The 22,364-nt window shown below is 58.0% G+C and carries 18 protein-coding genes; 7 read left to right on the forward strand and 11 right to left on the reverse strand.

What is annotated here, in order from left to right:
- The first annotated feature begins 75 nt into the window (after positions 1–75).
- The gene (accC, locus tag ABIB60_RS07935) at positions 76–1,422 is read left to right on the forward strand and encodes an acetyl-CoA carboxylase biotin carboxylase subunit (protein ID WP_354578982.1); all 1,347 of its coding nucleotides are present in this window, start codon (positions 76–78) and stop codon (positions 1,420–1,422) included.
- Between the two features lie 74 nt (positions 1,423–1,496).
- Entirely contained in the window at positions 1,497–2,147 is a 651-nt protein-coding gene (locus tag ABIB60_RS07940) for a hypothetical protein (RefSeq protein WP_354578984.1), read from the forward strand.
- Positions 2,148–2,259: 112 nt separating this feature from the next.
- Here ABIB60_RS07940 and ABIB60_RS07945 read toward each other — a convergent pair whose 3' ends face one another.
- Both ABIB60_RS07945 and ABIB60_RS07950 read right to left on the reverse strand, forming a co-directional pair.
- Positions 2,260–2,835, reverse strand: coding sequence for a DUF3109 family protein (locus ABIB60_RS07945; protein WP_354578985.1), 576 nt, complete (start codon positions 2,833–2,835; stop codon positions 2,260–2,262).
- 112 nt (positions 2,836–2,947) lie between these two features.
- Positions 2,948–4,102, reverse strand: coding sequence for a glycosyltransferase family 4 protein (locus ABIB60_RS07950; RefSeq protein WP_354578986.1), 1,155 nt, complete (start codon positions 4,100–4,102; stop codon positions 2,948–2,950).
- 249 nt (positions 4,103–4,351) lie between these two features.
- Between ABIB60_RS07950 and ABIB60_RS07955 the strand changes: the two genes are divergently transcribed.
- The 4 genes from ABIB60_RS07955 to ABIB60_RS07970 all read left to right on the forward strand — a co-directional run bounded on the left by ABIB60_RS07955 (position 4,352) and on the right by ABIB60_RS07970 (position 10,140).
- Positions 4,352–6,613 carry an ATP-dependent helicase gene (locus tag ABIB60_RS07955; RefSeq protein ID WP_354578987.1) on the forward strand — a complete coding sequence of 754 codons (2,262 nt, stop codon included), beginning with the start codon at positions 4,352–4,354 and terminating at the stop codon, positions 6,611–6,613.
- A 180-nt stretch (positions 6,614–6,793) separates the two neighbouring features.
- Positions 6,794–7,528, forward strand: coding sequence for a DUF4290 domain-containing protein (locus ABIB60_RS07960; protein ID WP_354578989.1), 735 nt, complete (start codon positions 6,794–6,796; stop codon positions 7,526–7,528).
- A 139-nt stretch (positions 7,529–7,667) separates the two neighbouring features.
- Entirely contained in the window at positions 7,668–8,972 is a 1,305-nt protein-coding gene (murA, locus tag ABIB60_RS07965) for a UDP-N-acetylglucosamine 1-carboxyvinyltransferase (RefSeq protein ID WP_354578991.1), read from the forward strand.
- 400 nt (positions 8,973–9,372) lie between these two features.
- A complete protein-coding gene (locus ABIB60_RS07970) occupies positions 9,373–10,140 on the forward strand; it encodes a DUF4349 domain-containing protein (protein WP_354578993.1) in 768 nt (255 codons plus the stop codon).
- On the opposite strand, the gene ABIB60_RS07975 is transcribed toward ABIB60_RS07970, so the two are convergent.
- Positions 10,093–10,674 (reverse strand): GAF domain-containing protein, encoded by a 582-nt coding sequence (locus ABIB60_RS07975; protein WP_354578995.1) that lies wholly within the window; start codon positions 10,672–10,674, stop codon positions 10,093–10,095. The two genes, ABIB60_RS07970 and ABIB60_RS07975, sit on opposite strands and share 48 nt — an antisense overlap.
- 151 nt (positions 10,675–10,825) lie before the next feature.
- Between ABIB60_RS07975 and ABIB60_RS07980 the strand changes: the two genes are divergently transcribed.
- Entirely contained in the window at positions 10,826–11,530 is a 705-nt protein-coding gene (locus ABIB60_RS07980) for a DUF4349 domain-containing protein (RefSeq protein WP_354578997.1), read from the forward strand.
- 80 nt (positions 11,531–11,610) lie between these two features.
- On the opposite strand, the gene ABIB60_RS07985 is transcribed toward ABIB60_RS07980, so the two are convergent.
- The 8 genes from ABIB60_RS07985 to ABIB60_RS08020 all read right to left on the reverse strand — a co-directional run bounded on the left by ABIB60_RS07985 (position 11,611) and on the right by ABIB60_RS08020 (position 22,194).
- Positions 11,611–11,946 carry a phage holin family protein gene (locus ABIB60_RS07985; protein ID WP_315996527.1) on the reverse strand — a complete coding sequence of 112 codons (336 nt, stop codon included), beginning with the start codon at positions 11,944–11,946 and terminating at the stop codon, positions 11,611–11,613.
- A 155-nt stretch (positions 11,947–12,101) separates the two neighbouring features.
- Entirely contained in the window at positions 12,102–13,190 is a 1,089-nt protein-coding gene (locus ABIB60_RS07990; protein WP_354578998.1) for an agmatinase family protein, read from the reverse strand.
- Between the two features lie 147 nt (positions 13,191–13,337).
- Positions 13,338–13,997 (reverse strand): chemotaxis protein CheC, encoded by a 660-nt coding sequence (locus tag ABIB60_RS07995; protein ID WP_354578999.1) that lies wholly within the window; start codon positions 13,995–13,997, stop codon positions 13,338–13,340.
- A 39-nt stretch (positions 13,998–14,036) separates the two neighbouring features.
- Positions 14,037–15,671: a chemotaxis protein CheA gene (locus tag ABIB60_RS08000; RefSeq protein ID WP_354579000.1), complete on the reverse strand. Its 1,635-nt coding sequence runs from the start codon at positions 15,669–15,671 to the stop codon at positions 14,037–14,039.
- Positions 15,668–16,726, reverse strand: a complete 1,059-nt coding sequence (locus ABIB60_RS08005) for a chemotaxis protein CheB (protein ID WP_354579002.1) — start codon at positions 16,724–16,726, stop codon at positions 15,668–15,670. Before ABIB60_RS08005 ends, ABIB60_RS08000 begins: the two co-directional genes overlap by 4 nt.
- An 84-nt stretch (positions 16,727–16,810) precedes the next feature.
- The gene (locus ABIB60_RS08010; protein ID WP_315996532.1) at positions 16,811–17,194 is read right to left on the reverse strand and encodes a response regulator; all 384 of its coding nucleotides are present in this window, start codon (positions 17,192–17,194) and stop codon (positions 16,811–16,813) included.
- Positions 17,195–17,245: 51 nt separating this feature from the next.
- Positions 17,246–17,773 carry a chemotaxis protein CheW gene (locus ABIB60_RS08015; RefSeq protein WP_354579004.1) on the reverse strand — a complete coding sequence of 176 codons (528 nt, stop codon included), beginning with the start codon at positions 17,771–17,773 and terminating at the stop codon, positions 17,246–17,248.
- Positions 17,774–17,841: 68 nt separating this feature from the next.
- Positions 17,842–22,194, reverse strand: coding sequence for a methyl-accepting chemotaxis protein (locus ABIB60_RS08020; RefSeq protein ID WP_354579006.1), 4,353 nt, complete (start codon positions 22,192–22,194; stop codon positions 17,842–17,844).
- Between the last annotated feature and the right edge of the window lie 170 nt (positions 22,195–22,364).

Consider the following 22,364-nt stretch of genomic DNA (forward strand, 5'->3'; position numbering starts at 1 on the left):
GCAGCCGTGAGCCGCCCAGCGCCGCCGTGGTTCTGAGTTCTAAGCTCTCAGTTCTCACATCTAACCCTGAGAACTGTGTTCAAGAAAATACTGATTGCCAACCGGGGCGAAATTGCGCTGCGCGTGATTCGGACCTGCAAGGAAATGGGCATCAAGACGGTAGCCGTATATTCCACGGCCGATAAGGAAAGCCTGCACGTGCGCTTCGCCGATGAGGCCGTGTGCATCGGGCCGGCCCCGTCGCGGGAGAGCTACCTGAGCATCCCGACGCTGATTGCCGCCGCCGAAATCACCAACGCCGACGCCATTCACCCGGGCTACGGCTTCCTGAGCGAAAACGCCGAATTTTCGCGCGTGTGCCAGGAAAACGGCATCAAATTCATTGGCGCCACACCCGACATGATTAACCGCATGGGCGACAAGGCGTCGGCCAAGGCTACCATGATTGAGGCCGGTGTACCCTGCATCCCGGGGTCGGTGGGCTTGCTGGATTCGGTGGAGCAGGGCAAGAAGATTGCCGCCGAAATCAAGTACCCGGTTATTCTGAAGGCTACGGCCGGGGGCGGGGGGCGCGGCATGCGCATCATCAACGCCGAGGACGAGTTCGAGAAAGCCTGGAACGATGCCCGCACCGAGTCGAAAGCCGCTTTCGGCAACGACGGCATGTACTTGGAGAAATTTGTGGTAGAGCCCCGCCACATTGAAATTCAGGTGTGTGGCGACCAGTTCGGCCACGTGTGCCACCTCTCGGAGCGGGACTGCTCCATCCAGCGCCGCCACCAGAAACTGGTAGAGGAAGCCCCTTCGCCATTCATGACGGAGGAGTTGCGGGAGCGGATGGGCGCGGCGGCCATTGCCGGCGCCTCGGCTATCGGCTACGAGGGCGTGGGTACCATCGAATTCCTCGTAGACAAAGACCGGAACTTCTACTTCATGGAGATGAACACCCGCATTCAGGTGGAGCATCCCGTGACGGAAGAAGTTATCAACTACGACCTGATTAAGGAGCAGATCAAGGTGGCGGCCGGCATTCCGATTTCGGGCAACAACTACTCGCCCAAGATGCACGCCATGGAGTGCCGCATCAACGCCGAGGACCCCTCTAAGGAGTTCCGCCCCTCGCCGGGCAAGATTACGGTACTGCACATTCCGGGTGGCCACGGCGTACGGGTAGATACCCACGTGTATGCGGGCTACCAGATTCCGCCTAACTACGACTCCATGATTGCCAAGCTCATTACCGTGGCCCAAACCCGGGAGGAGTGCATCGTGAAAATGAAGCGCGCCCTGAGCGAGTTCGTGGTGGAAGGCGTGAATACGACCATCCCGTTTCACCTGAAGCTGATGGACAACCCGGACTTCAAAGCCGGCAACTTCACCACGAAGTTCCTAGAATCGTCCTTCGACTTTTCCGATTTGTAAGCTATCTTCCGCACCAAACAAAAAGCCTCACCTTTAAGCAAGAGTGAGGCTTTTTATTGGATTAGCTTTATTAAATGACGTCAATTATGAATAGCAACAGTAAGATTTCCTCATTGCTACTAGTTGGCTCCCTGATACTAAATATAGGAGGCCACTACTTGCTGGTATATTTTCAGCAGCCAATATACTCAGGTGGTAGATTACTTTTTAACATACTATCGTCTATCGTTCTATTTGCCTCTTACTTATGGTGGATGTATTTAAGGCGTAACCTACGCTCCTGGCTTGCTCCATTTATTTTACTTGGATGCGCGTTACTTACTACGCTTGCAAATACAATTGTATATCAAAGGGCTGAAGCTATTTGCTATACCCGCGACCAGGGAATGATAAGTGAAGCCGAGGGCTTGAGTAATTTTTTCTATACTCCTGAATATGCCGGAGAAGACACACCGTTAGTCTTACTTATTATCAGTCCATTGGCAGGATTTATACTCTTACTATTTTTTTCAATCAGGGGCCAGCGTGGCGCACAATTATTACAATATATATTATTACTGTTTTTTATTTACCCCTTGACAGGTCTTTTTTTGTTAAACTCATGCGACAGTAAACCTCATTATTACGCAGATTCAAAATTACCTCCTGACCTTGCAAAACTCGATTCTATCAGCCGAGCCAAAGGAGAATATCCCTATAGATTATGCCTGCCAAACGCTGACTAATTGTTAATAATATCGAGTAATCTGAATATTTTTTCACTGCAATATTATAAGGCAGGGGCATAGTAATATGTAGCAACCGGCTAGAAATAGAATCTTTCCCTATAATACCAGCCTACTTAACCTGCTCGCCTCCCTCAATTTCCATCACCAACTCCTGGTACCAGGCCTCGCCGTATTTGCGGATGAGCGGGTCTTTCAGGAATTGATACACGCGCACGCCCAAGTTGGCCCCGAAGGAACAGGCGGGCGAACAGATGCTCCACCGGTCGTAGTTCAAAGCTTCAAAGCCATCGTACTTGGTGATGCGGATGGGATACAGGTGGCAGCTGATGGGCTTTTTGAAGGAGGTAGCCCCAGCCCGCCAGGCATCCTCGATGCCGCATTTTAAAATACCCTTTTCGTCGTAGAGGGCGTAGGCGCACTCCCGGTCATTAATGGTGGTGGTGCTGTAGTCGCCTTCCCAGTCTTTGATGTAGAGACCCTGCTGCTCGATGGCCTGACGGCCGGCTTCGGTCAGGAAAGGTTTGATGGCTTCGTACTCGTTCTGCAGAATCTGCAGCTCCTCTTCCTCCAATGGGGCGCCCAGGTCGCCTTCCACGCAGCAGGCGCCTTTGCAGGCTTCGAGGTTACAGACAAAGAAATTCTCCCGAACGTCGTCGGAAATGAGGGTGTGCTGGATCTGAATCATGGTGTTTTCTCTCGCAGTGTCTCGGGGTGGGGTACGCAGGGTTTCGCGGTGGCCGTTCACTGCGAACCCCTGCGCCTTCCACTGCGCGAAACCCAACTGCAAAGATACCGAATTACCCCGCTACGGCCCGCAGCACTTGCTCCGTCAATTCACACTGGCGCTGGTGGGAGTACGTGGCCAGAGCCTCCTGTTGCCCCGCATCTCCGAGCCGTGCGGCCAGACCGGGCTCGGTGAGCAGCCGCCCGATGCAGGTGTCAAAGGAATCCAAGTTGCGCAGCTTGAACAGCAGGCCGGTGCGGTTGTCATCCAGCAACTCCCGGGTGCCACCAGCTGCCGCCCCCACTACCGGCCGGCCGGCCGCCATGGCCTCAATGGTGACCATGCCGTAAGTTTCGTTCACGGAAGCAGTTACCGAAATATCGAGGGCGCGGTAGGCTACTTCGGGGCGGGGCGTGAAGCCGCGCAGGTGTACGGTATCCGTCAAGCCCAGCTCCCGAATGCGGGTCAGCAGCGCATTGTAATAGGCACTGCCCTCATTGCGGGTAGGCTCCCCGACCAGCAGCAAGTGCAGTTGCGGAAACTGAGGCCGCAGCTGGGCCAAGGCCTCCACTGCAAAATCCTGGCCCTTGCCCTCATCAAACCGCCCAATAACGCCCAGCAACATGGCTCCGGCAGGTAGCTCCAACTGGAGTTGGTGGCGGGCTTCAGCGGTGGTCAGACGCTCATCCGTGAACTTCTCCAGTTCCACGCCTAGGGGCACCACGTGCAGCTTTTCGGGGCTCAACCGGGTTTTCTCCAGCACCTGCCGGGCCAGGCCGGGCAGCGGAGACAGCCAGGCCGCCAGGGCATTGTAGCGTAGCGTGTGCACCAGTCCGCGCTTGGCCAGGCCCAGTTGCATATGCTGCTGATACACCAGCGGCATAGCGGGACTGAATAACCGCTTGCCCAGCACGGCCACGCCCAAATCGGCATTGCGGGTGATGAGGACGGCGCGGGTCCTAGATTGCGTCCACGCCCGCGCCAGCCGGCGGGCAGCAGGTACGTCCAGGGCTTTCCAGCGGTTTTCGAAGGGCACCAGCGGCAAGCCCATTTCCCCGGCCCGAGCGGTCAGTGGGGAGTTGGGCCGCACTACTAGCTGCACCGGCCAGCCCCGCGCCTGCATCCACCCCGCAAATCGGGCCGTGTTCAATTCCAGCCCACCCCAGCTATCCGAAAGGCAGAGAATGGACAGCGGGAACGTAGCGGCGGGCGGGGTGGTTGGGTTCATGGCGCGAAGATACGGGCGGGGTTCCGTCGGACCGGGCCCTTACCGGCCCAAAACCATTTGGTTTGGGGCGGGTGCTATTTCCTGAATGGACAAAAACGATGGTTTCGGAGCAGGTGGGCGGTGGTAGCGCGAACTATGCAGTTCGCGCTACTGGCAGCTCTACCACCACTCCACATTTCCTTCCCCCGCCCCAAAGCTGTACCTTTGCTAACAAGCCAACAAGCTTAGTTTCCGATTCTGACTGACTGCATGGGACTCGATTATAATTCGCTCTTGAACCCCTCGCAGGCGGCGGCCGTGCTCCACACGGAAGGCCCCTGCATGATTATAGCCGGCGCGGGCTCGGGCAAAACCCGGGTGCTCACCTACCGCATTGCCAATTTGCTGGAAAAACAGGTCAACCCCTTCAATATCCTGGCCCTCACCTTTACCAACAAAGCGGCCAAGGAGATGCGCGCCCGAATTGAGAAGGTAGTCGGGCCCGAGGCCAAAAACCTGTGGATGGGCACGTTTCACAGCATTTTCGCCCGGATTCTGCGCTCCGAGGCCGATAAAATCGGCTACCCCCGCTCCTTTACTATCTACGACACTCAGGACTCCAAAACCCTCATTGGGCAGATTCTCAAGGAACTGGAGCTGGATGATAAGCTCTACAAGCCCAACATGGTGCTGGGGCGGATTTCCTCGGCCAAGAACAAGCTGATTTCGGTGCAGCAGTACCTTCACGACCCGGTTATCCGCCAGGACGATGAGGCGGCGCTGCGGCCCAAGCTGGGCGTGATTTACCAGCAGTACGCCAACCGCTGCTTTAAGGCCGGGGCCATGGACTTCGACGACCTCCTTTACCAGACCAACGTGCTGTTCAAGGACCACCCCGACGTACTGAACAAGTACCAGAACATGTTTCGCTACGTGATGGTGGACGAGTACCAGGATACCAACTACTCCCAGTACCTGATTGCCCGCAAGCTGGCCGCCAAGGAGCGTAACATTTGCGTGGTGGGCGACGATGCGCAGAGCATTTACGCCTTCCGGGGCGCCGATATTCAGAACATCCTCAACTTCGAGAAGGACTACCCCGAGCTGCAGGTGTTCAAGCTGGAGCAGAACTACCGCTCCACCAAAAACATCGTGTGGGCGGCTAATTCGGTTATCAAAAACAACCAGGCCCAGCTGCGCAAGGACGTTTTCTCGGATAACGAGGAAGGCCCGCTAATTGAGGTATTGAAAGCCGCTTCTGATAACGAGGAAGGCAAGCTGGTAGCCAACAGCATCTACGAGGACAAGATGAACCAGCATCTGTCGTACGATGATTTTGCCATCCTCTACCGCACCAATGCCCAGAGCCGGGCCATGGAGGAGTCGTTGCGCAAGCTCAATATCAAGTACAAGATTGTCGGCGGCCTGAGCTTCTACCAGCGCAAGGAAATCAAGGATTTGGTGGCCTACCTGCGTCTCACGGTAAACCCCAACGACGAGCAGGCCCTGCGCCGCGTAATCAACTACCCCAAGCGCGGCATCGGCGACACGACCCTGGGCAAACTCATTTCCTCGGCTGAGGAAACCAACCACACCATCTGGGAGGTGGTCAGCAACGCCGACAAGTTTCTGCCTACCCGCACGGCCAACCCCATTGTGGACTTCGCCGAGAAAATCAAGGCCTACACCGCCGTGGCGGCCAAGGAAGATGCCTTCGAAGCGGCCAAGTTCATTGCCAAGAATTCGGGTATGATTGAGGAGCTCTACGCCGATAAAAGCATCGAGGGCCTGAGCCGCTACGAGAACATTCAGGAACTGCTCAACGGCATCAAGGCCTTTGTGGAAGACCCCGAGCGGGACGAAAAGAGCCTGGGCGCCTTCCTGCAGGACATTGCCCTGGTGACGGACGCTGATACCAAGGACGCCCAGGCCGAGGGCGAACAGGTGACCATGATGACGATTCACTCGGCCAAGGGCCTGGAGTTTCGCAACGTCTACATCGTGGGTATGGAGGAAAACCTGTTTCCGAGCCAGATGATGATTACCTCCCGGGCCGATTTGGAGGAGGAGCGCCGCCTGTTCTACGTGGCCATCACCCGGGCCGAGAAGAAGCTGACCTTGAGCTATGCTACCTCCCGCTACCAGTGGGGCAACCTGCGCAGCTGCGAGAAAAGCCGCTTCCTCGACGAAATTGACCCGAAGTTTGTGGACTTCAAATACTCGGCCGGCCCCGGGCCCGACCGCGCCGGCCCGGGCGAGTCGCCGTTCGGGCACGTGTTTGAGCGTCGTAGCAACCTGGTGCCCCCGGCCCCGCGCAAAACGGCCGCCACCAAGTACGTAGCCCCCTCCGACTTCAAACCCTCCGACACCAGCAACCTGCGGGAAGGCCAGCGCGTGGAGCATCCCAAGTTTGGGTTTGGTACCGTGAGCAAGCTCGAAACCGTGCAGGGCTCCACCAAGGCCATTATTCTGTTTGAGGAAGTGGGCGAAAAAACCCTGCTCCTGAGTTTTGCCAAACTGCGCGTACATTAAGCCGTAGACGCTAAGCGCCCGCCCCGGCTCGTGCTTTTCCCTTACTTTTAGAAGGGCAGCGGCCTTTGGCTTAGCGCCCTGTTTTTTTCTTCCGAACCTTGCCCGGCTGGGTCTTGTCCAAAACAAGATGCTAACGGGGCAAGGTTTGGCGTATATTTGACCCTCCGAATACCATTCCTGATGACCTTACCCTCTCTTCATAAACACGAGCTGCTCCAGCGCGAATACGGGCAGAGCACCTTCCAGCTGGTGCAGCAGTTGCGCGAGGTGGAAGACCGCGCCGAGCGCACCCGCCGCGCCCAGCTGATTGTGCAGATGATTTTCCGCATTCAGCCCACCCTGCGCGACCAGCCCGACGGCCAGCAGAAAGTGTGGAACCACCTCTACGAAATGGCCGATGGCGAGCTGGACGTGGACGCTCCCTTTCCCTTGGTAGCCCAGGCCAATATGAAGGCCCCCGCCCGCGTGGCCTACCCCAGCAAGGGCCCCAGGTTCCGGGCCTACGGCCGGGCCGTGGAGCAGCTGGTGGAGCAGGCTCTCACCCTGGAAGACCCCGCGGAGCGGGAGCAGGCCACCATCGTTATTGGGCGCACCATGAAGTTTCTGTACCGCTCCCACAATAAGGAAAACGCCAAGGACGTCACCATCCTCAAGCACCTGAAGGAGCTTTCGGGCGGGCAGCTCACGCTGGACCCCGCCCAGGTAGATGCTCAGGGCTTGTTCGAGTTTTCAACCCAGCCGGCTACCAACACCGGCAGCCGGACCGCCGCCTTCATCGTGCCCCAGCCCCGGCAGGAGCGCGAAAGCCGCTCGGACCGGAGCGGCTCAGAGCGCCGGGGCAACAACAACCGCCGCGACAAGCAGCGCCGGGGCGGTAAGAAAAACCGCCAGGAGCCTCAGCAGCCACCTCAGTAGTGGTTTTGGGCTGTTAGCTGATGGCTGCTAGCTGTTGGCTTTCCGCCCCAGACAGTCAGGAATTCAGTGCTCTTGACTTTTTTTTTTTAGAACATAAAAGCTAATAGCTAACAGCCATTAGCTAACAGCTACTCAACAAATGGCCTCTTTTGAAGTGATTGGCGGCAAGCCGCTGAAAGGTGAAATTGTACCTCAGGGCGCAAAGAACGAAGCACTGCAGATTTTGTGCGCGGTTTTGCTGACCGAGGAGCCCGTTACGATTTCCAATATCCCGGACATCCGCGACGTGAACAAGCTCATCGAGCTGCTGCGCGACATGGGCGTGAAAGTGGGCAAGCTGGCTTCCGATACCTACCGCTTCCAGGCCGACGCCGTCAACCTTGACTACCTCGACACGCCCGAGTTTGTGGCTCAAGCCGGTGCTTTGCGGGGTTCGGTGATGATTCTGGGCCCCATGCTGGCCCGCTTCGGCAAGTGCCAGCTTCCCAAGCCCGGGGGTGACAAAATTGGCCGCCGGCCCATGGATACTCACTTTCTGGGTCTGGAAAAGCTAGGCGGTAAGCTCACCCTGGAAGGCACCGACTTCTACCGCATCAAGGCTGAAAACGGCCTGACGGGTGCCTATATGATGCTGGACGAGGCCTCGGTAACGGGCACGGCCAATATTGTAATGGCCGCCGTGCTGGCCAAGGGCACCACCACCATTTACAACGCCGCCTGTGAGCCCTACTTACAACAGCTCTGCAAAATGCTGGTGCGCATGGGCGCTGTTATTAACGGCATCGGCTCCAACCTGCTCACCGTAGAAGGTGTGGAGCGCCTGGGTGGCACCGAGCACCGCATGCTGCCCGATATGATTGAAATCGGCTCGTTTATTGGCCTGGCGGCCATGACGGGCTCGGAAATTACCATCAAGGACTGTCAGATTCCGGAGCTGGGCATTATTCCCGACACGTTCCGCAAGCTGGGTATTCAGATGGAGTTCCGGGGCGACGATATTCATATTCCGGCCCAGGAGCACTACGAAATTGCCACCTACCTCGATGGTTCCATCCTCACCATCTCTGACCATACCTGGCCCGGCTTCACGCCTGATCTGCTGAGTATTGTGCTGGTGGTGGCTACGCAGGCCAAAGGCACGGTACTAATTCACCAGAAGATGTTTGAGTCGCGCCTGTTCTTCGTGGACAAGCTCATTGACATGGGCGCGCAGGTGATTCTCTGTGACCCGCACCGCGCCACCGTTATCGGCCTCGACCACCAGAAGCGCCTGCACGGCATCACCATGACCTCGCCCGACATCCGGGCTGGCGTGGCCCTGCTCATTGCGGCCCTCTCGGCCGATGGCCGCAGCGTGATTGAAAACGTGGAGCAGATTGACCGAGGCTACCAGAACATTGATAAGCGTCTGCAAGCCCTGGGGGCCCAGCTCCGCCGCCTGTAATACCCTTGTGCCACGTGCCCGAACGGCCCGGTTGTCTTGCTGACGACTGGGCCGTTGTTTTTGTAGCTGGAATACCATAGTATCGAAGTCAGAACCAACATCAGGTCAGCGTACACTTAGTTAGCGTACACTTGATTCGGTTATTTGACTAGGCTGTGTGAAGAACAGTAAGTAAGCCTACATAACGCCACGTCATGCAGAGCGCAGCGAAGCATGACGTTCCGGTTGGTAGTGAGAAGCGTTGCTGTCCACACAGCCTAGTTGTTTATCCAGTCCACACATGCGTATCCCGTTAGCTTTTCCGTTGCTTGCCCTTGTTGGATTGTTAGCCTGCAGCCAGTCAGAGCCTAAATTCTCTACGCAGGGGAAAGTAGAATCAGCCGCTGAGGAGCTAACCGTTATGAACTACGAGGCCGACTCGCCCCCGCCGCCGGAAGCTCCAGGTCCGCCGCCCGCCTCAGCGGCTACACAAACCTCCGAAGAAGTTCAGCCACCGGCCGCCCGTAAGCTCATCTACCACGCCGAGGTGAAGGTGAAAGTTACCGATGTACCCCGGGCCAATCAGCACATGGACAGCCTCATACGGGCTTTTGGGGCCTACGCGGAGGAAGTTTCGGAAACCCGGGAAGCGGACGAGTGGCAGCACCAAATGAAAATCAGGGTGATGCCGGGCCGCTTTCAGGCACTCCTGAACGGCCTGGGCGGTTTGGGAACAGTTGAGCACAAGGAACTGAGCACCGAGGATGTAACGGCCCAACACGCCGATGTTTCGGCGCGGTTACGGTCTAAGCGCGCCCTGGAACAGCGTTACATTGCCCTTCTAAGCCAAGCCCGCAAAGTATCTGATATCCTCGAAATTGAGGAAAGCATGGGTAAGATTCGGGAAGACATTGAGGCCACCGAAAGCCGCCTGCGCGCCCTCAACAACGAAGTAGCCTATTCCACTATCACACTCCTGTATTACCAGCCGCTTTCTTTGCCTACACCCGACCGGCCGGTACTCTCGTTCGGGAGCCGGCTGTTGGAGGCTGTGTATACTGGGTGGCAATTATTGATTGAGTTACTGCTTGGGCTGGTAAGCATCTGGCCGCTGCTGCTGGGCCTCGTGGCTGGTGGCGGGCTACTGCGCTGGTGGTGGCGCCGTCGTAGAGCCCGCCGCGCCAGCTGATGCCAGTTGCCCAGCCCCCGCACGCATGTAGTGCTTGATAACAGGCACCAGCGCCGGAAGTACGCTTTCCACTGCCGCCTGCTCGGCGGACGTCCAGTGCCGGGGCTGCCCAAACAGGCAAGGCTGCAGGATACCCCAAAGCTGACTGTTTTCAGTAATGTGGGCATGAATAAGCGCCCGGTGCCCAAATGTTTCGTGCTCAAAGGTGCGGTTGAGCACAGTGGGTGGCGCGGTTTCCACGTCCTCCACGTACACCGAGGGCCGGGCTGCCAATGCGGCCCGAAACAGCGGGTCTTGCTGCGGCAGGCAGGTAGTATCATCCTGCCAGTCATGAATGGGGTTGGCAATGGCCTCCGTGAGGCGCCAGCAGAAGGCAATGCGTCCTCGCCCTACAGCAGGGTCACGCACGTACAAAAAACACCGGTCGGCGTGCAAGTACTCGCCTACCAGCCGCAGCACAGCAGAAATGCCCGCCTCATCGGACAAGGCTTGAGCCAACGCAGCCGGCACAGCCGGCAGTAAGGGAGTAGTCATGGATAGAGGGGTGAATTAAAGCAGCGGCCATTGCTTGTACGCGCTAATGACGGCGCAGTTGGCTTGATTCTGGGTTACGTTTGCCAGCAAGCTTGTATAAACAGCCGGAAGCTGCGCAGCTTTTTCATCTACCCTTTTTCCTTGTTCACCGATGAAAAAACTACGGCAACTGCTCCCACTACTGGGGCTGTTGCTGGGTGGCTGCGCCCAGCAACAAGAAGAAGCATCCGCAACTGAAACGGCCCCGCAAACGGTGGTCCTGCCATCGGCCCCCGCTTTGCCGGATATTCCGCTGGGCCGTTTGTGGCAGAGCCGCCGTCCGGTTGTTTACCAGGGTAGCATGCACATGCAGGTTATCGACTTCGAGGCGGCTACCAAGCGCCTGGACACCCTGCTGTATGCGCACGGGGCCTACTTGGCCGAAGCACATGAAGTAACTGAGGATGGCCGGCACACACAAAATCTGAATATCCGGGTGCCGTCGGCTACGTTTTTGCCGCTCACCTTTGCTCTGAGCCATTTGGGCTACGTTGAGCGCAAGGACATTACCTCTCACGATTTGGCTAGTGAGCAGTTAAAGGTACGCACGCAGGATACTGCTGCCTCCGTGTTATCTGCTCACGATGCGCTTTTGGCCGAAGAGGCTACGATGGGCACCTTGAGCCTTTCCTACTATCAGCCCATTCCGGCCGAAATGGCCCCGCAGCCGCCTTTCGCTCCGCGGCTGCAAGCGGGGCTGCGGTTCGGCTGGCACTTGCTGGGGGAATTTGTAGTGGCCCTGGCCTACCTCTGGCCCCTCTCCTTGCTGGTAGCAGCGTGGCTGCTTTACCGCTACTGGCGAAGATTAACCACCTAGTAGCGGCGGTTTATTCAACGCAAAAGGCCCCTGAATTTCTCGTGTCAGGGGCCTTTTGCGTTGTTTAGCTGAGCAGCTACCTAATCCACAATCATATCAACCACCGAGGTTACCAACGACAGTACAATACTGAATATCAAGGCGGAGAAGAAGCCATCCACCTCAAAGCCGGAGAGCAGGTAGCTGGCCAGCATTACAATCAGCGCGTTGATAACGAACAGAAACAGGCCCAGCGTAAGAACGGTGATGGGGAAGCCAATGATTTTCAGAATGGGCTTTACTACCGCATTCAGTACGGCCAGTACAACGACCAGAATGATGGCGTCGCCGAAACCGCCGATTTGCGAACCAGGCAGGAATTTAGCCAGCACATAGGTGATGATGGCCGACAAGAGAAACTTGAGAATAAAGCCCATACCGAGGGGAAAAGGTTAGGTGAGAAAAGTACAGTATTCGGGGAATTTGATGCTGTACGTAGCCTAGGCGAAAAAGTAACAGCCCCCAGATAAGCTGAACCGTATTTGTTCAGGCTTATCTGGGGGCTGCTAGCCACTTTTAGGTCGGGCAGAGCTTACTTTTCCAGCGGCCGCGCCTTGAGCCGCCCTTGGGAAACGCCCATCCAGTTGGCCATATGGAACAGCAGGCGGGCACCCACAATAGCATTCCACTCCGTGTCACCGGGAGCTACCTCGTTCAAATCACAGCCGATGATAGTGCGGCCCGAGCGTGCCACCATTCGAATAAGGTACAGGGCCTGCTCGAACTCCAGGCCGCCGGGCACGGGCGTACCGGTGCCGGGGCACAGCTTGGGGTCCAGCCCATCAATATCAAAGCTCAGGTATACCTTCTGGGGCAGCTGCGCCACTATCTTCTTGCACTCCTTTTTCCACGACTTACCGCCCAGCATCTCGCTCTGCAGAAACCGGTCGGTGAACATGGTAACGCGCCCGTTGCTTTGGGCGGCGTACTCGGCCTCCTGCTGGCAATAGTCCCGAATACCTACCTGCACCAGCTTCTTCACCTGGGGCAGTTTGAGGGCATTGTACATAATGGAGGCGTGCGAAAACTCGAAGCCTTCGTACGCGGGGCGCAGGTCGCAGTGGGCGTCAATCTGCAGAATCCCGAACTCCTCGTGGCGTTCAGCCAGCGCGTGCAGATAGCCCAGCGGAGTGCTATGGTCGCCGCCCAATACCACTACGCCTTTGCCGGCATCCAGCAAAGCGCCGGTCTTTTTCTTGAGCCACTCTAGCAGCGCCTGCCCGCGCTGGTTGATGCGGGTGGGCACATCCACAAAGGAAGCATGCGTTTCCTCGGGCTCCCCATCCTCCAGCCAGCCAATGTACTCCTCCGCCAAGGGGCGCAGGCTGTGGCTTTCGGCGGCAATTTTCTCATCGGGCTCCTCCATGGCCAAACCCATTCGCCAGGCTTCGGGCAGGTCCGGGTCGTAGAGGTCTACTTGCAAGGAGGCTTGGCGGATAGCCTCTGGGCCCGCCGCTGTACCGGCGCGGTAGGATACGGTTACTTCCCAAGGCACGGGCACTACCACTACCTGAGCCTCTTCAGAGGTAAAGGGCAGGCCATAGAGGCCGCCAGCCGTATCGCCAAGGGCATTGGGGTCGAAGCTGGCCAGTTTGCGTTCCAGCGCAGAAGAATCAGCCATAAGAGGAAAATAAAGAAGTGAGAAAGACGTGAGTACACGCGGCAGTGGCCCCCGCTGTGCTGGTTACGCAGCCATTCCAGGCGTCATACCCAGCGGCGGGGGCCACTGCCTACAAGAGTAAAATCAACCCAGCCAAAGGCCGCACACTTATGAGCCGGCTTGGTGTCCGCCCATGAAGTCGTAGGTACGGATGATTTCCAGAATCTTCTCGAACGTGTCCCGGTCAAAGAAAATCATCAGGGGCAGTTCCACCGAGTTTTCTTTATCCGAGAACTGCGTCACCACCGAAAAAATCAACGGCTGTACCATTGGGCGGTCAACCAGTAGGCTGCGCAGGGCGGCGGCCATGTCGCCGTGGGGATGCGCGGGCGGGGCACCGTAGATGTGGGCCTTCAGAATATTAGCCAGTTGAGTAACCAGCGCACCCGTAATGATATTGCTGATTTCCAGCAGCAATGACTCCTGCATCTCGTCAATCTGGACGGAATCGGAAGTATTCATGCGCAGGCACACCCGCGAGAGGCGCTGCACATGCTGACCGGAGAAGAACATCAGGGTAGTGCCGTTGAAATCCCCCCGAATGTCGGACTGGATAACGACGTGGCTAGCCTGCAGGTCGCCTACCTTTTCCAGTACGCTTTTACCGGAAACGATATCCAGATTGGGCACTTCCAGCAGCACCTTCTCCTGGGCGATAACCGCGAATGAATCGGCGGCGCGAGCCAGTCCGATATTCAGGATTTCGCGGATAATGTCCCGCTCCAGTTCCGTCATGTGCAAATCCATAGGAGTCAGTTGAAAAGGCATTCGGCCGAAACCGGTTACCAGAGGCTGCAATTACGAGAATTATGGTCGTTTGGCTAAAAACAGTCGAGTTAATGCGGGCACATCCAGTACCAAGCACACCTGCCCGCTCCCCAAGAGGGTAACGCCGCCAAACAAGTCAATGGTATCCAGCGGTTTACTCATGGGTTTCACCACGATATCCTGCTGGCGTAAAAACCGGTCGACGATCAGGCCGAGCCGGCGGTTGTTGTAGTTTACAATGATGATATCCTGACGGCCCAGCACATCGGCTTTCACCGCGGGCGGCAACGGGCCGTCGCCGTTGTGCAGCAGCCGCCGCAGCGACACCACTGGCACGTTTTCGTCCTGGATACGCGTAATCAGCACCCCGCCCACCACATTAAAGCTGTCGGGCAGCAACGACACGACCGAGTCGGTGTGCATGAGCGGAATGGCGTAATTGCGCTGATCAAGCTGGAAAAGCAGGGCGCCTTTCACGGCAATGGAAGTAGGCAGTACCAGGGTAAAGGTGGTTCCCTGGCCCAGCACCGAATCAACGCGCAGTTGGCCGCCCAAGGAGTCAATGGCCAGCTTCACTACATCCAGGCCCACGCCCCGGCCCGAAATTTCGGTTACTTCCTTGGCCATGGAGAAGCCGGGCTCAAACAGGAAGGCCCGCACTGCGCCGTCGTCCAGCGTGGCGGCCACGTTGGCAGCCACCAGGCCCCGCTCCACAGCCTTACGCCGCACGCTTTCCACATTAATGCCCCGCCCGTCGTCCTGCACCTGAATCAGCACATCATCCCGCTCGGTTTGGGCCGAGAGCGTAAGATGGCCCTGGGCTGGCTTGCCGGCGGCTACCCGCTCAGCGGCCGTTTCCAGGCCGTGACCGATGGCGTTGCGCACCAGGTGCAGCAGGGAGTCGGTGATAATCTGCAGGATGTTGCGGTCAATCTGAATATCCTCCCCCAGCATGGTCAGCTCCACGTCCTTTTTCTCGGTGGCAGCCACGTCGCGTACCACCCGTGGAAATTTGCTGAACAAAGAGCCTACCCCTACCAACCGGGCGTCCATCACGCTGTACTGCAGCTCATCGGCAATACGTGAGAGGTGGGCGGCAGCGGCCAGCAGTGCGGGGTTACCAATTTCCTGGCCCAGCGTAAGCACCCGGTCCCGATCAATAATTAGCTCCCCCACCAAGTTCATCAGATGGTCAAGCTTTTTGATCTGGATGTAGACGAGGTCGGATAGCTCCAGCTTACGGTTGGCGTCTTCATCGGCATCCTCCTCTTCCTCCTCCAATACGGGTTCTTCGCCGCGTACCAGTCGGTCCAGGTTATCCATGAGGCGCTCCACGGTGGGCATGTCCTCGTTGGCGCCCACTGCCCGAATCATTTCCCCGATGGTATCAACCCCGTTGAACAGCACTGGCACCACTGAACCAGTGAAAGACTTCTCCTTGCTGCGAATCAGCCCGAAGATAGTCTCCATGTGGTGGGCCAGCTCGCCGATGGAGTTGTACCCCATCGCCCGGGAGTTGGACTTAAGGTTGTGCATGAGCCGAAACAGCTCGTTGAGGGCCGGCTCATCGGAGGGGTTGCGCTCCAGCTCACTGATGTGGCGGCTCATGGCGTCGTAATACTCCAACGCCTCCGCCATGAAAATTTCCCGGTATTCCTGCTCCCGTGACTTCATTGGGCCGTAACAGCTTGAGGGCGGGAGAAAGAACGGGATGCACTGCCGCCCGAGCGAGTGGGCACGTACCGGGTGAGTACGGCCGCCATGCTGGCCAGTGGCTGCACCTCAGTGGCCAAACCGGCTTGAATTACAGATTTTGGCATGGCGAATACGGCCGAAGAGGCCTCATCCTGAACAATGACGGTACCGCCCGCACGGCGAATAGCCTGCGCGCCCAGCGTTCCATCGTGACCGAGGCCAGTAAGTACTACCCCCACCACGTTGCGGCCAGCCAAGCGGGCTGCCGACTGCATGAGCAGATCTACGGACGGTACATCGAGGCTGGCTTCACTGGTAAACTCGGTTTCCCAGCCTAACCATGGGCTACCGGTTACGGGCTGCACCAGTAGGTTGCGGCCCCCGGGGGCTACCAGCACCCGGCCAGCTTCCAGGCGGGAGCCACTGCCAGCAGCGGCCACCGGCAACTGGCTAGCCCGGCGCAGGCGCTCCACCAGAGTATCCGTAAAGTGTACTGGCAAATGCACCGCTACCACCACCGCCCAAGGAAAGTCAACCGGTAGGGTGCGTAGCAAAACTTCGGTAGCCGGAGCCCCTCCCGTAGAGCCGCCAATGACCACGATACCCTGCGGAGGCAACGGCATCACCCGAACCCGCGGAACCAGTATCTTGGGCGGCCCCATCTGCAGGGGGCGGGGGCGCACGGCAAGTAGTTTGCGCCGCAGCTGCCGGCCCCACTCAATAAGTTCTGCTGCCGCCGTTGGGGCCGGTGTAATGTAATCGTACACTCCCAAACGCGCTGCCTCACGTAGCATTCCCGGCAATGGAGCCCGGGCGCTGTAGAGCAACACCGGAACCGGGAATTGCTGCTGCAGGCGCTCCAGCCCCGAAAGCTGGTCCTCCGTTACCACTACTACCCCTGGCCGCAAACGGCGGGCAAGCGTAGGCAGCTCGTCAGCAGACGCAGCGTTACCCACTACGGCCAGCTCGGGAGCAGCGCGCAGCAACCTGGTCAGCACCGTTTGTACGGAGGAGGACAGGTTTCCTAGCAGCAAAGTAAAAGGCGGAAGTATAGCGGACACTAAGGCAGACGAACGAACTTGAGGGTGCTCCGGGACAACCGGGCTAGCGCACAATGGTTAGGCTTGGTCGGAACCCGCTTCCTGCAGGGCGCTGCCCACAATTTCCAGTACCTTCTCTTCGGAGAAAGGCTTCACGATGTAAGCGGTGGCACCACTTTCCAGGGCCTCGTTCACAATTACTTCCTGCCCTACGGCGGAGCACATGACCACTTTCACTTCGGGCTGCTCCTGCCGGATGCCTTTCAGCACATCCAGGCCAGTGTTGTCGGGCAGAATTACGTCCAGGGTAATCAGGTCGGGCTTGGTATCGGAAGCCATTTCCAGGGCTTGCTGGCCGTTGGCGGCCTCGCCTACTACCTCATAGCCAGCGTCGGTGAGCATGTTCTTGAGCATCGTGCGCATGTAGAAAGAGTCGTCGACGATGAGGATGCGGTTTTTCATGAGAAGTGCAAAAAGCAGAATGAGGGAAATAAGCTTAGCCGTTCAGGTAAACTAGGCCTTTGTACGGCTGCCGGAACCGGAAGATTCCGCTTTCGGCTGCAGCTGCATAATTTCAGAGGGAGTCAGCAGCTTGAGCATGTCAAGTACCACAATAATGCGGTCCTCGATTTTGGCAATGCCCTCAATGTATTTGTCGTGAATGTTAATGTCCTGGATGAACTCTGGTGCCTTCTCGATAACCGACTGCTGGATGGACAACGGCTGCGGCACCTCCCGCACCATAATGCCGATGGTGTACTCCTTGGCTTCGATGGCCATGGTATAGGATACGGCCGGCATTTCCTGCCCCGCAGCGCGCAGCCGAAAGCGTTCCTCCAAATCAATTACCGCAATGATGTCGCCGCGCAGGTTGGCAATACCCTTCACAAAGGGTGGAGTTTTGGGCATCCGCGCAATTTCCGGGGTAATGGTTACCTCCTTCACCTGCTCAATGCGAATCCCATACTCCTCCTCACCCAACCGAAACACGATGAGCTGGATGATGGGGTCTTGTTTGACGGTTTTTTCAGAATCAGGCATGCCTGAGGGTATAGCGCCCTGCAGAACCGCCATAATAGGCAGCTCTGCAGGACGAAGGAAACATTAGCTTATTTGGCTTTGCGCTTGGAAGCCCGGGGCTTGGTAGCGGGCGTTTCGGAGGGAGCCTCCGTGGCCGGAGCGGCCTTGGCAGTCCGCCGTGTACCAGCCTTGCGGGTAGTAGTCGGGGCCTCGGTGGAAGAAGATTCCTCCGGGGCCGATACTGCCGCCGCACGGCGGTTCGCCCGCTTCGGTTCGGGCGTGGCTGGTGCTTCGGCAGTAGCAGCGGCAGCCCGTCGGCGCGGCGCGGGGGCCGGGGGCGTGGCGGCCGGTTTGCTGGCTTGCGTACCAATTCGGCGTAGCACCGACCGGCGGATGGGCTCGGGTTCTGGCTCGGGTTCCGGTTCCATGTCTTCCATCAGCTGGAAGGCAGAGAGGCCCAGTTGCAGGTCGTCGGCAATGTCGGTCAGGTTCTGACTGCTGGTCGTCAGCTCCTGCATGCTCGTGGAGAGCTGCTTGGCGGTGCTGGCTACCTGCTGCGTGCCCGAAGCCGTTTGCTCGGCAATGGCTACTACTTCTTCCACGTACTTTACTACGTCGCCAATCGAGGTTTTCTGAATCTCGGTAGCCGTCAGAATGTCGCGGGAAGTGCGCAGGGTTTCGCCCGAGGAAGTGGCAATGTTCTTAAAGGCCGAGCTGGCCTCGAAGGTGGCATTCTTGCCTTTCAGTACCCGGCCTTCCATGGTGCTGATAGCGGAGGCGGCGGAGGTAGTATCCTTCTTTACGTCCTCTACCAGCGTGGCAATTTCCCCGGCCGATTTGCGGGAGCCTTCGGCCAGCTTGCGGATTTCTTCGGCTACTACGGCGAAACCACGGCCGGCTTCGCCGGCGCGGGCGGCTTCGATGGCAGCGTTCAGGGCCAGCAGGTTGGTTTGGGCGGCAATGTCGGTAATCACGCCCAGCGACTTGCTGATTTCCCCAGACCGGGTGCTCAGTACTTCAATGGTTTTGGAGGTTTGGGCAGCAGCGTTGCTGATTTCCTCCATGTTTTTCACCACCTCGGCCACAGTCTTCAAACCCAGCTGAGAGGTTTGCTCCCCCAGGATAGCCGCCTTGATACCCACATCGGCTTTACCGGCGGTTTCCTTGGTGGCCTGCATGATTTCTTCAATCAGCTTAAAGGCCTGGTCGGTTTTAAGAGCCTGGTTCTGCGCGCCTTCGGCCATCTGCTGCATGGCCAGGGCCACGTCAACGGTTACCCGGCTCATCTCCTGCCCTTTCACTACCATTTCTTCCGAGGACTCCCCTACAATCTGCGAGGACTCGTTGATTTCCCCGAGCAGCTCGTTGAGGTTGTCCACGGCCAAGTTCAGGGCATCGGCCATGGCGCGGATGTCGCCAGTGGTTTCAATTTCTACCTGCTGCTGCAGGTCGCCTTCCGAAATGGCCCGCACCACGCGTGATACTTCCAGTACCGGGGAGGCAATGGATTCAATCAGGGCGTTAAGCGTATCCACCAGTTCTTTCCAGGAGCCCGATACGTCAGTTACCGTGGCGCGTTCCGTCAGCTTGCCTTCGCCCCCGGCTACGCGGGCCACGCGGCTTACTTCCGAGGCCAGACGGTTCAAGTCGTCCACCATGCGGTTGATGGTATCGGCCAGGTCGGCTACTTCGCCTTTGGCTTCCAGGGTGAGCTTCTGGGTAAGGTCACCTTTCGATACGGCCGTTACTACCTTCACAATGCCCCGTACCTGGGTGGTGAGGTTGGCGGCCATCGTGTTTACGTTGTCCGTCAGGTCCTTCCACACCCCGCTTACGTTGGGCACGTTGGCCTGGCCGCCGAGGCGGCCTTCGGTACCTACTTCGAGGGCCACGCGGGTTACCTCACCGGCAAACACGTTGAGCGAGTCCACCATCTGGTTGATGTTGTCCTTCAGGTCGAGCAGCTCGCCTTTTACATCAACGGATACTTTCTGGCTCAGGTCGCCGCGGGCTACGGCGGAGGTTACGTTGGCAATGTCGCGTACCTGGCTGGTGAGCGAGGCAGCCATGAAGTTTACGTTGTCCGTGAGGTCCTTCCAGGTTCCGCGCACGTTGGGCACTACGGCCTGACCGCCGAGGCGGCCTTCGGTGCCCACTTCGCGGGCCACGCGGGTTACTTCGTCGCCGAACGTGTTCAGCGAGTCCACCATCTGGTTAAGGTTTTCCTTGAGCTGCAACAGCTCGCCGCGCACGTTTACCGTCACCTTCTGGCTCAAGTCGCCGCGGGCTACGGCGGTGGCCACGTTGGCAATGTCCCGTACCTGCGAGGTCAGGTTCGAGGCCATCGTGTTCACGTTGTCGGTCAGGTCTTTCCAAGTACCCGACACGCTGGGCACGTTGGCCTGGCCACCCAGAATACCTTCCGTACCTACTTCGCGAGCTACGCGGGTTACTTCGCCGGCAAAGATGTTGAGCGAGTCCACCATCTGATTCAGGATGTTTTTCAGGTCGAGAATCTCGCCTTTTACATCCACCGTCATCTTCTGCGTCAGGTCACCCTTAGCTACGGCCGTGGCCACATTGGCAATGTCGCGCACCTGAAGTGTCAGGTTCGAGGCCATCGTGTTTACGTTGTCCGTCAGCTCCTTCCAAGTGCCACCTACGCGCGGCACTGAGGCCTGGCCGCCGAGGCGACCTTCCGTGCCTACTTCGCGGGCTACACGGGTTACTTCGTCACCGAAGATGTTGAGCGAGTCCACCATCTGATTGAGGATGTTCTTCAGCTCCAGGATTTCTCCTTTCACATCCACGGTCATCTTCTGCGACAAGTCGCCGCGGGCTACAGCCGTGGCCACATTGGCAATGTCTCGTACCTGCAAAGTCAGGTTCGAGGCCATGTTATTTACGTTGTCGGTCAGCTCTTTCCATACCCCGGCCACGTTGGGCACGCTAGCCTGGCCGCCAAGTTTACCATCCGTACCCACCTCCAAGGCCACGCGGGTTACTTCGCCAGCGAACAGGTTCAGCGAGTCCACCATCTGGTTCAGGTTCTGCTTGAGTTGCAGCAGTTCGCCCTTCACGTCCACCGTAATCTTCTGGCTCAAGTCACCTTTGGCTACGGCCGTGGCTACGTTGGCAATGTCGCGCACCTGAAGCGTCAGGTTCGAGGCCATGTAGTTTACGTTGTCGGTGAGTTCTTTCCACACGCCGGCCACATTCGGTACAATGGCCTGACCACCAAGGCGACCTTCCGTACCTACTTCCTGGGCCACGCGGGTTACCTCGCCAGCGAACAGGTTGAGCGAGTCCACCATCTGGTTCAGGTTCTGCTTGAGTTGCAGCAGCTCCCCTTTCACGTCCACCGTAATCTTCTGCGTCAGGTCGCCTTTGGCTACGGCCGTGGCCACGTTGGCAATGTCCCGCACCTGAAGCGTCAGGTTCGAGGCCATTGTGTTTACGTTGTCGGTCAACTGCTTCCATACGCCCCCTACATTCGGTACCGAAGCCTGGCCGCCTAGTTTACCCTCCGTACCCACTTCCTGGGCCACGCGGGTTACCTCACCGGCAAACAGGTTCAGCGAGTCCACCATCTGGTTCAGGTTCTGCTTCAACTGTAGCAGTTCGCCCTTCACGTCCACGGTAATCTTCTGCGTCAGGTCGCCTTTGGCTACGGCCGTGGCCACGTTGGCAATGTCCCGTACCTGAGAGGTCAGGTTCGAGGCCATGTAGTTTACGTTGTCCGTAAGGTCTTTCCAGATACCGCCCACGTTAGGCACGCTGGCCTGACCGCCGAGTTTCCCTTCGGTACCTACTTCCTGGGCCACGCGGGTTACTTCGCCGGCGAACAGGTTGAGGTTATCGATGGTTTTGTTGATGGTTTCGGCCATCACCTTGAAGTCGCCCGACACCGGAATCTGGAATGTTTCGTCCAGGTTGCCTTTGCTGATGTTCTTGAGCACTTTGCCCACCTCCAACACCGGCACGGCAATGCTATCGACCAAGCCGTTGATGTTGTTGATCATGTCGCGCCAGAAGCCCGCCGCGTTTTCGCCGGAAGCGCGGGCCTTCAGGTTGCCTTCCACCCCGGCCACCTTGGAAATGCGCGACACCTCCCCGCCTACCCCGCCAATCATCTCCACCATGGAGTTGTAGGCTTCGGCTATTTCGGCGAAGATGTCGTCATTCTGCTTGGTTAGCCGCACCGACACGTCGCCCTTCTTAAAGGCATCGAGGGCGTACAGCACCCGGTTCAACTGGTCGTTGATGTAGTCCGGGTCCTGGGCTTCGAATTTGCCGGTAGCCTCACCCCGTTTGCGGGTATGGTTGCCGTTGGAGCGGGGAGTAGTTTCCGCCTTGCCGTTGACAACGGCAGTGGCGGTGGCAGGAGTTGCCGGGGCAGCCGAAGCTGAGGGGGTGGGTTTGGGCGTCTTAGCGGATGCCATACTGATGGAAGGGCGGCGGAGCCAGCGAAAAAGAAGGCGGGGCACAAATGGAACCACCGGGCATAGGGTTCCAGAACGAACAAAGGTAGCAGATAAGCCCAGTTCGACGCAATCCTGAGCAAAATCTTGCCGGTAATTGGTAACTGCCGGGAAATGAGTGGCTTGCTGCT

Origin of the sequence: Hymenobacter sp. UYP22 (genome assembly GCF_040547285.1) — a bacterium.
GTDB lineage: Bacteria > Bacteroidota > Bacteroidia > Cytophagales > Hymenobacteraceae > Hymenobacter.

Bases quoted from the DNA above. Each gene is read 5' to 3' on its own strand.
- ABIB60_RS08000 (WP_354579000.1), bottom strand. From the start codon at position 15,671: ATGAAGTCACGGGAGCAGGAATACCGGGAAATTTTCATGGCGGAGGCG.
- ABIB60_RS08015 (WP_354579004.1), bottom strand. From the start codon at position 17,773: ATGCCTGATTCTGAAAAAACCGTCAAACAAGACCCCATCATCCAGCTC.
- ABIB60_RS08020 (WP_354579006.1), bottom strand. From the start codon at position 22,194: ATGGCATCCGCTAAGACGCCCAAACCCACCCCCTCAGCTTCGGCTGCC.
- ABIB60_RS08010 (WP_315996532.1), bottom strand. From the start codon at position 17,194: ATGAAAAACCGCATCCTCATCGTCGACGACTCTTTCTACATGCGCACG.
- murA (WP_354578991.1), top strand. From the start codon at position 7,668: ATGGCCTCTTTTGAAGTGATTGGCGGCAAGCCGCTGAAAGGTGAAATT.
- ABIB60_RS07995 (WP_354578999.1), bottom strand. From the start codon at position 13,997: ATGCCTTTTCAACTGACTCCTATGGATTTGCACATGACGGAACTGGAG.
- ABIB60_RS07980 (WP_354578997.1), top strand. From the start codon at position 10,826: ATGAAAAAACTACGGCAACTGCTCCCACTACTGGGGCTGTTGCTGGGT.
- ABIB60_RS07940 (WP_354578984.1), top strand. From the start codon at position 1,497: ATGACGTCAATTATGAATAGCAACAGTAAGATTTCCTCATTGCTACTA.
- ABIB60_RS07960 (WP_354578989.1), top strand. From the start codon at position 6,794: ATGACCTTACCCTCTCTTCATAAACACGAGCTGCTCCAGCGCGAATAC.
- ABIB60_RS07950 (WP_354578986.1), bottom strand. From the start codon at position 4,102: ATGAACCCAACCACCCCGCCCGCCGCTACGTTCCCGCTGTCCATTCTC.
- ABIB60_RS07955 (WP_354578987.1), top strand. From the start codon at position 4,352: ATGGGACTCGATTATAATTCGCTCTTGAACCCCTCGCAGGCGGCGGCC.
- ABIB60_RS07990 (WP_354578998.1), bottom strand. From the start codon at position 13,190: ATGGCTGATTCTTCTGCGCTGGAACGCAAACTGGCCAGCTTCGACCCC.
- ABIB60_RS07970 (WP_354578993.1), top strand. From the start codon at position 9,373: ATGAACTACGAGGCCGACTCGCCCCCGCCGCCGGAAGCTCCAGGTCCG.
- ABIB60_RS07985 (WP_315996527.1), bottom strand. From the start codon at position 11,946: ATGGGCTTTATTCTCAAGTTTCTCTTGTCGGCCATCATCACCTATGTG.
- ABIB60_RS07975 (WP_354578995.1), bottom strand. From the start codon at position 10,674: ATGACTACTCCCTTACTGCCGGCTGTGCCGGCTGCGTTGGCTCAAGCC.
- ABIB60_RS07945 (WP_354578985.1), bottom strand. From the start codon at position 2,835: ATGATTCAGATCCAGCACACCCTCATTTCCGACGACGTTCGGGAGAAT.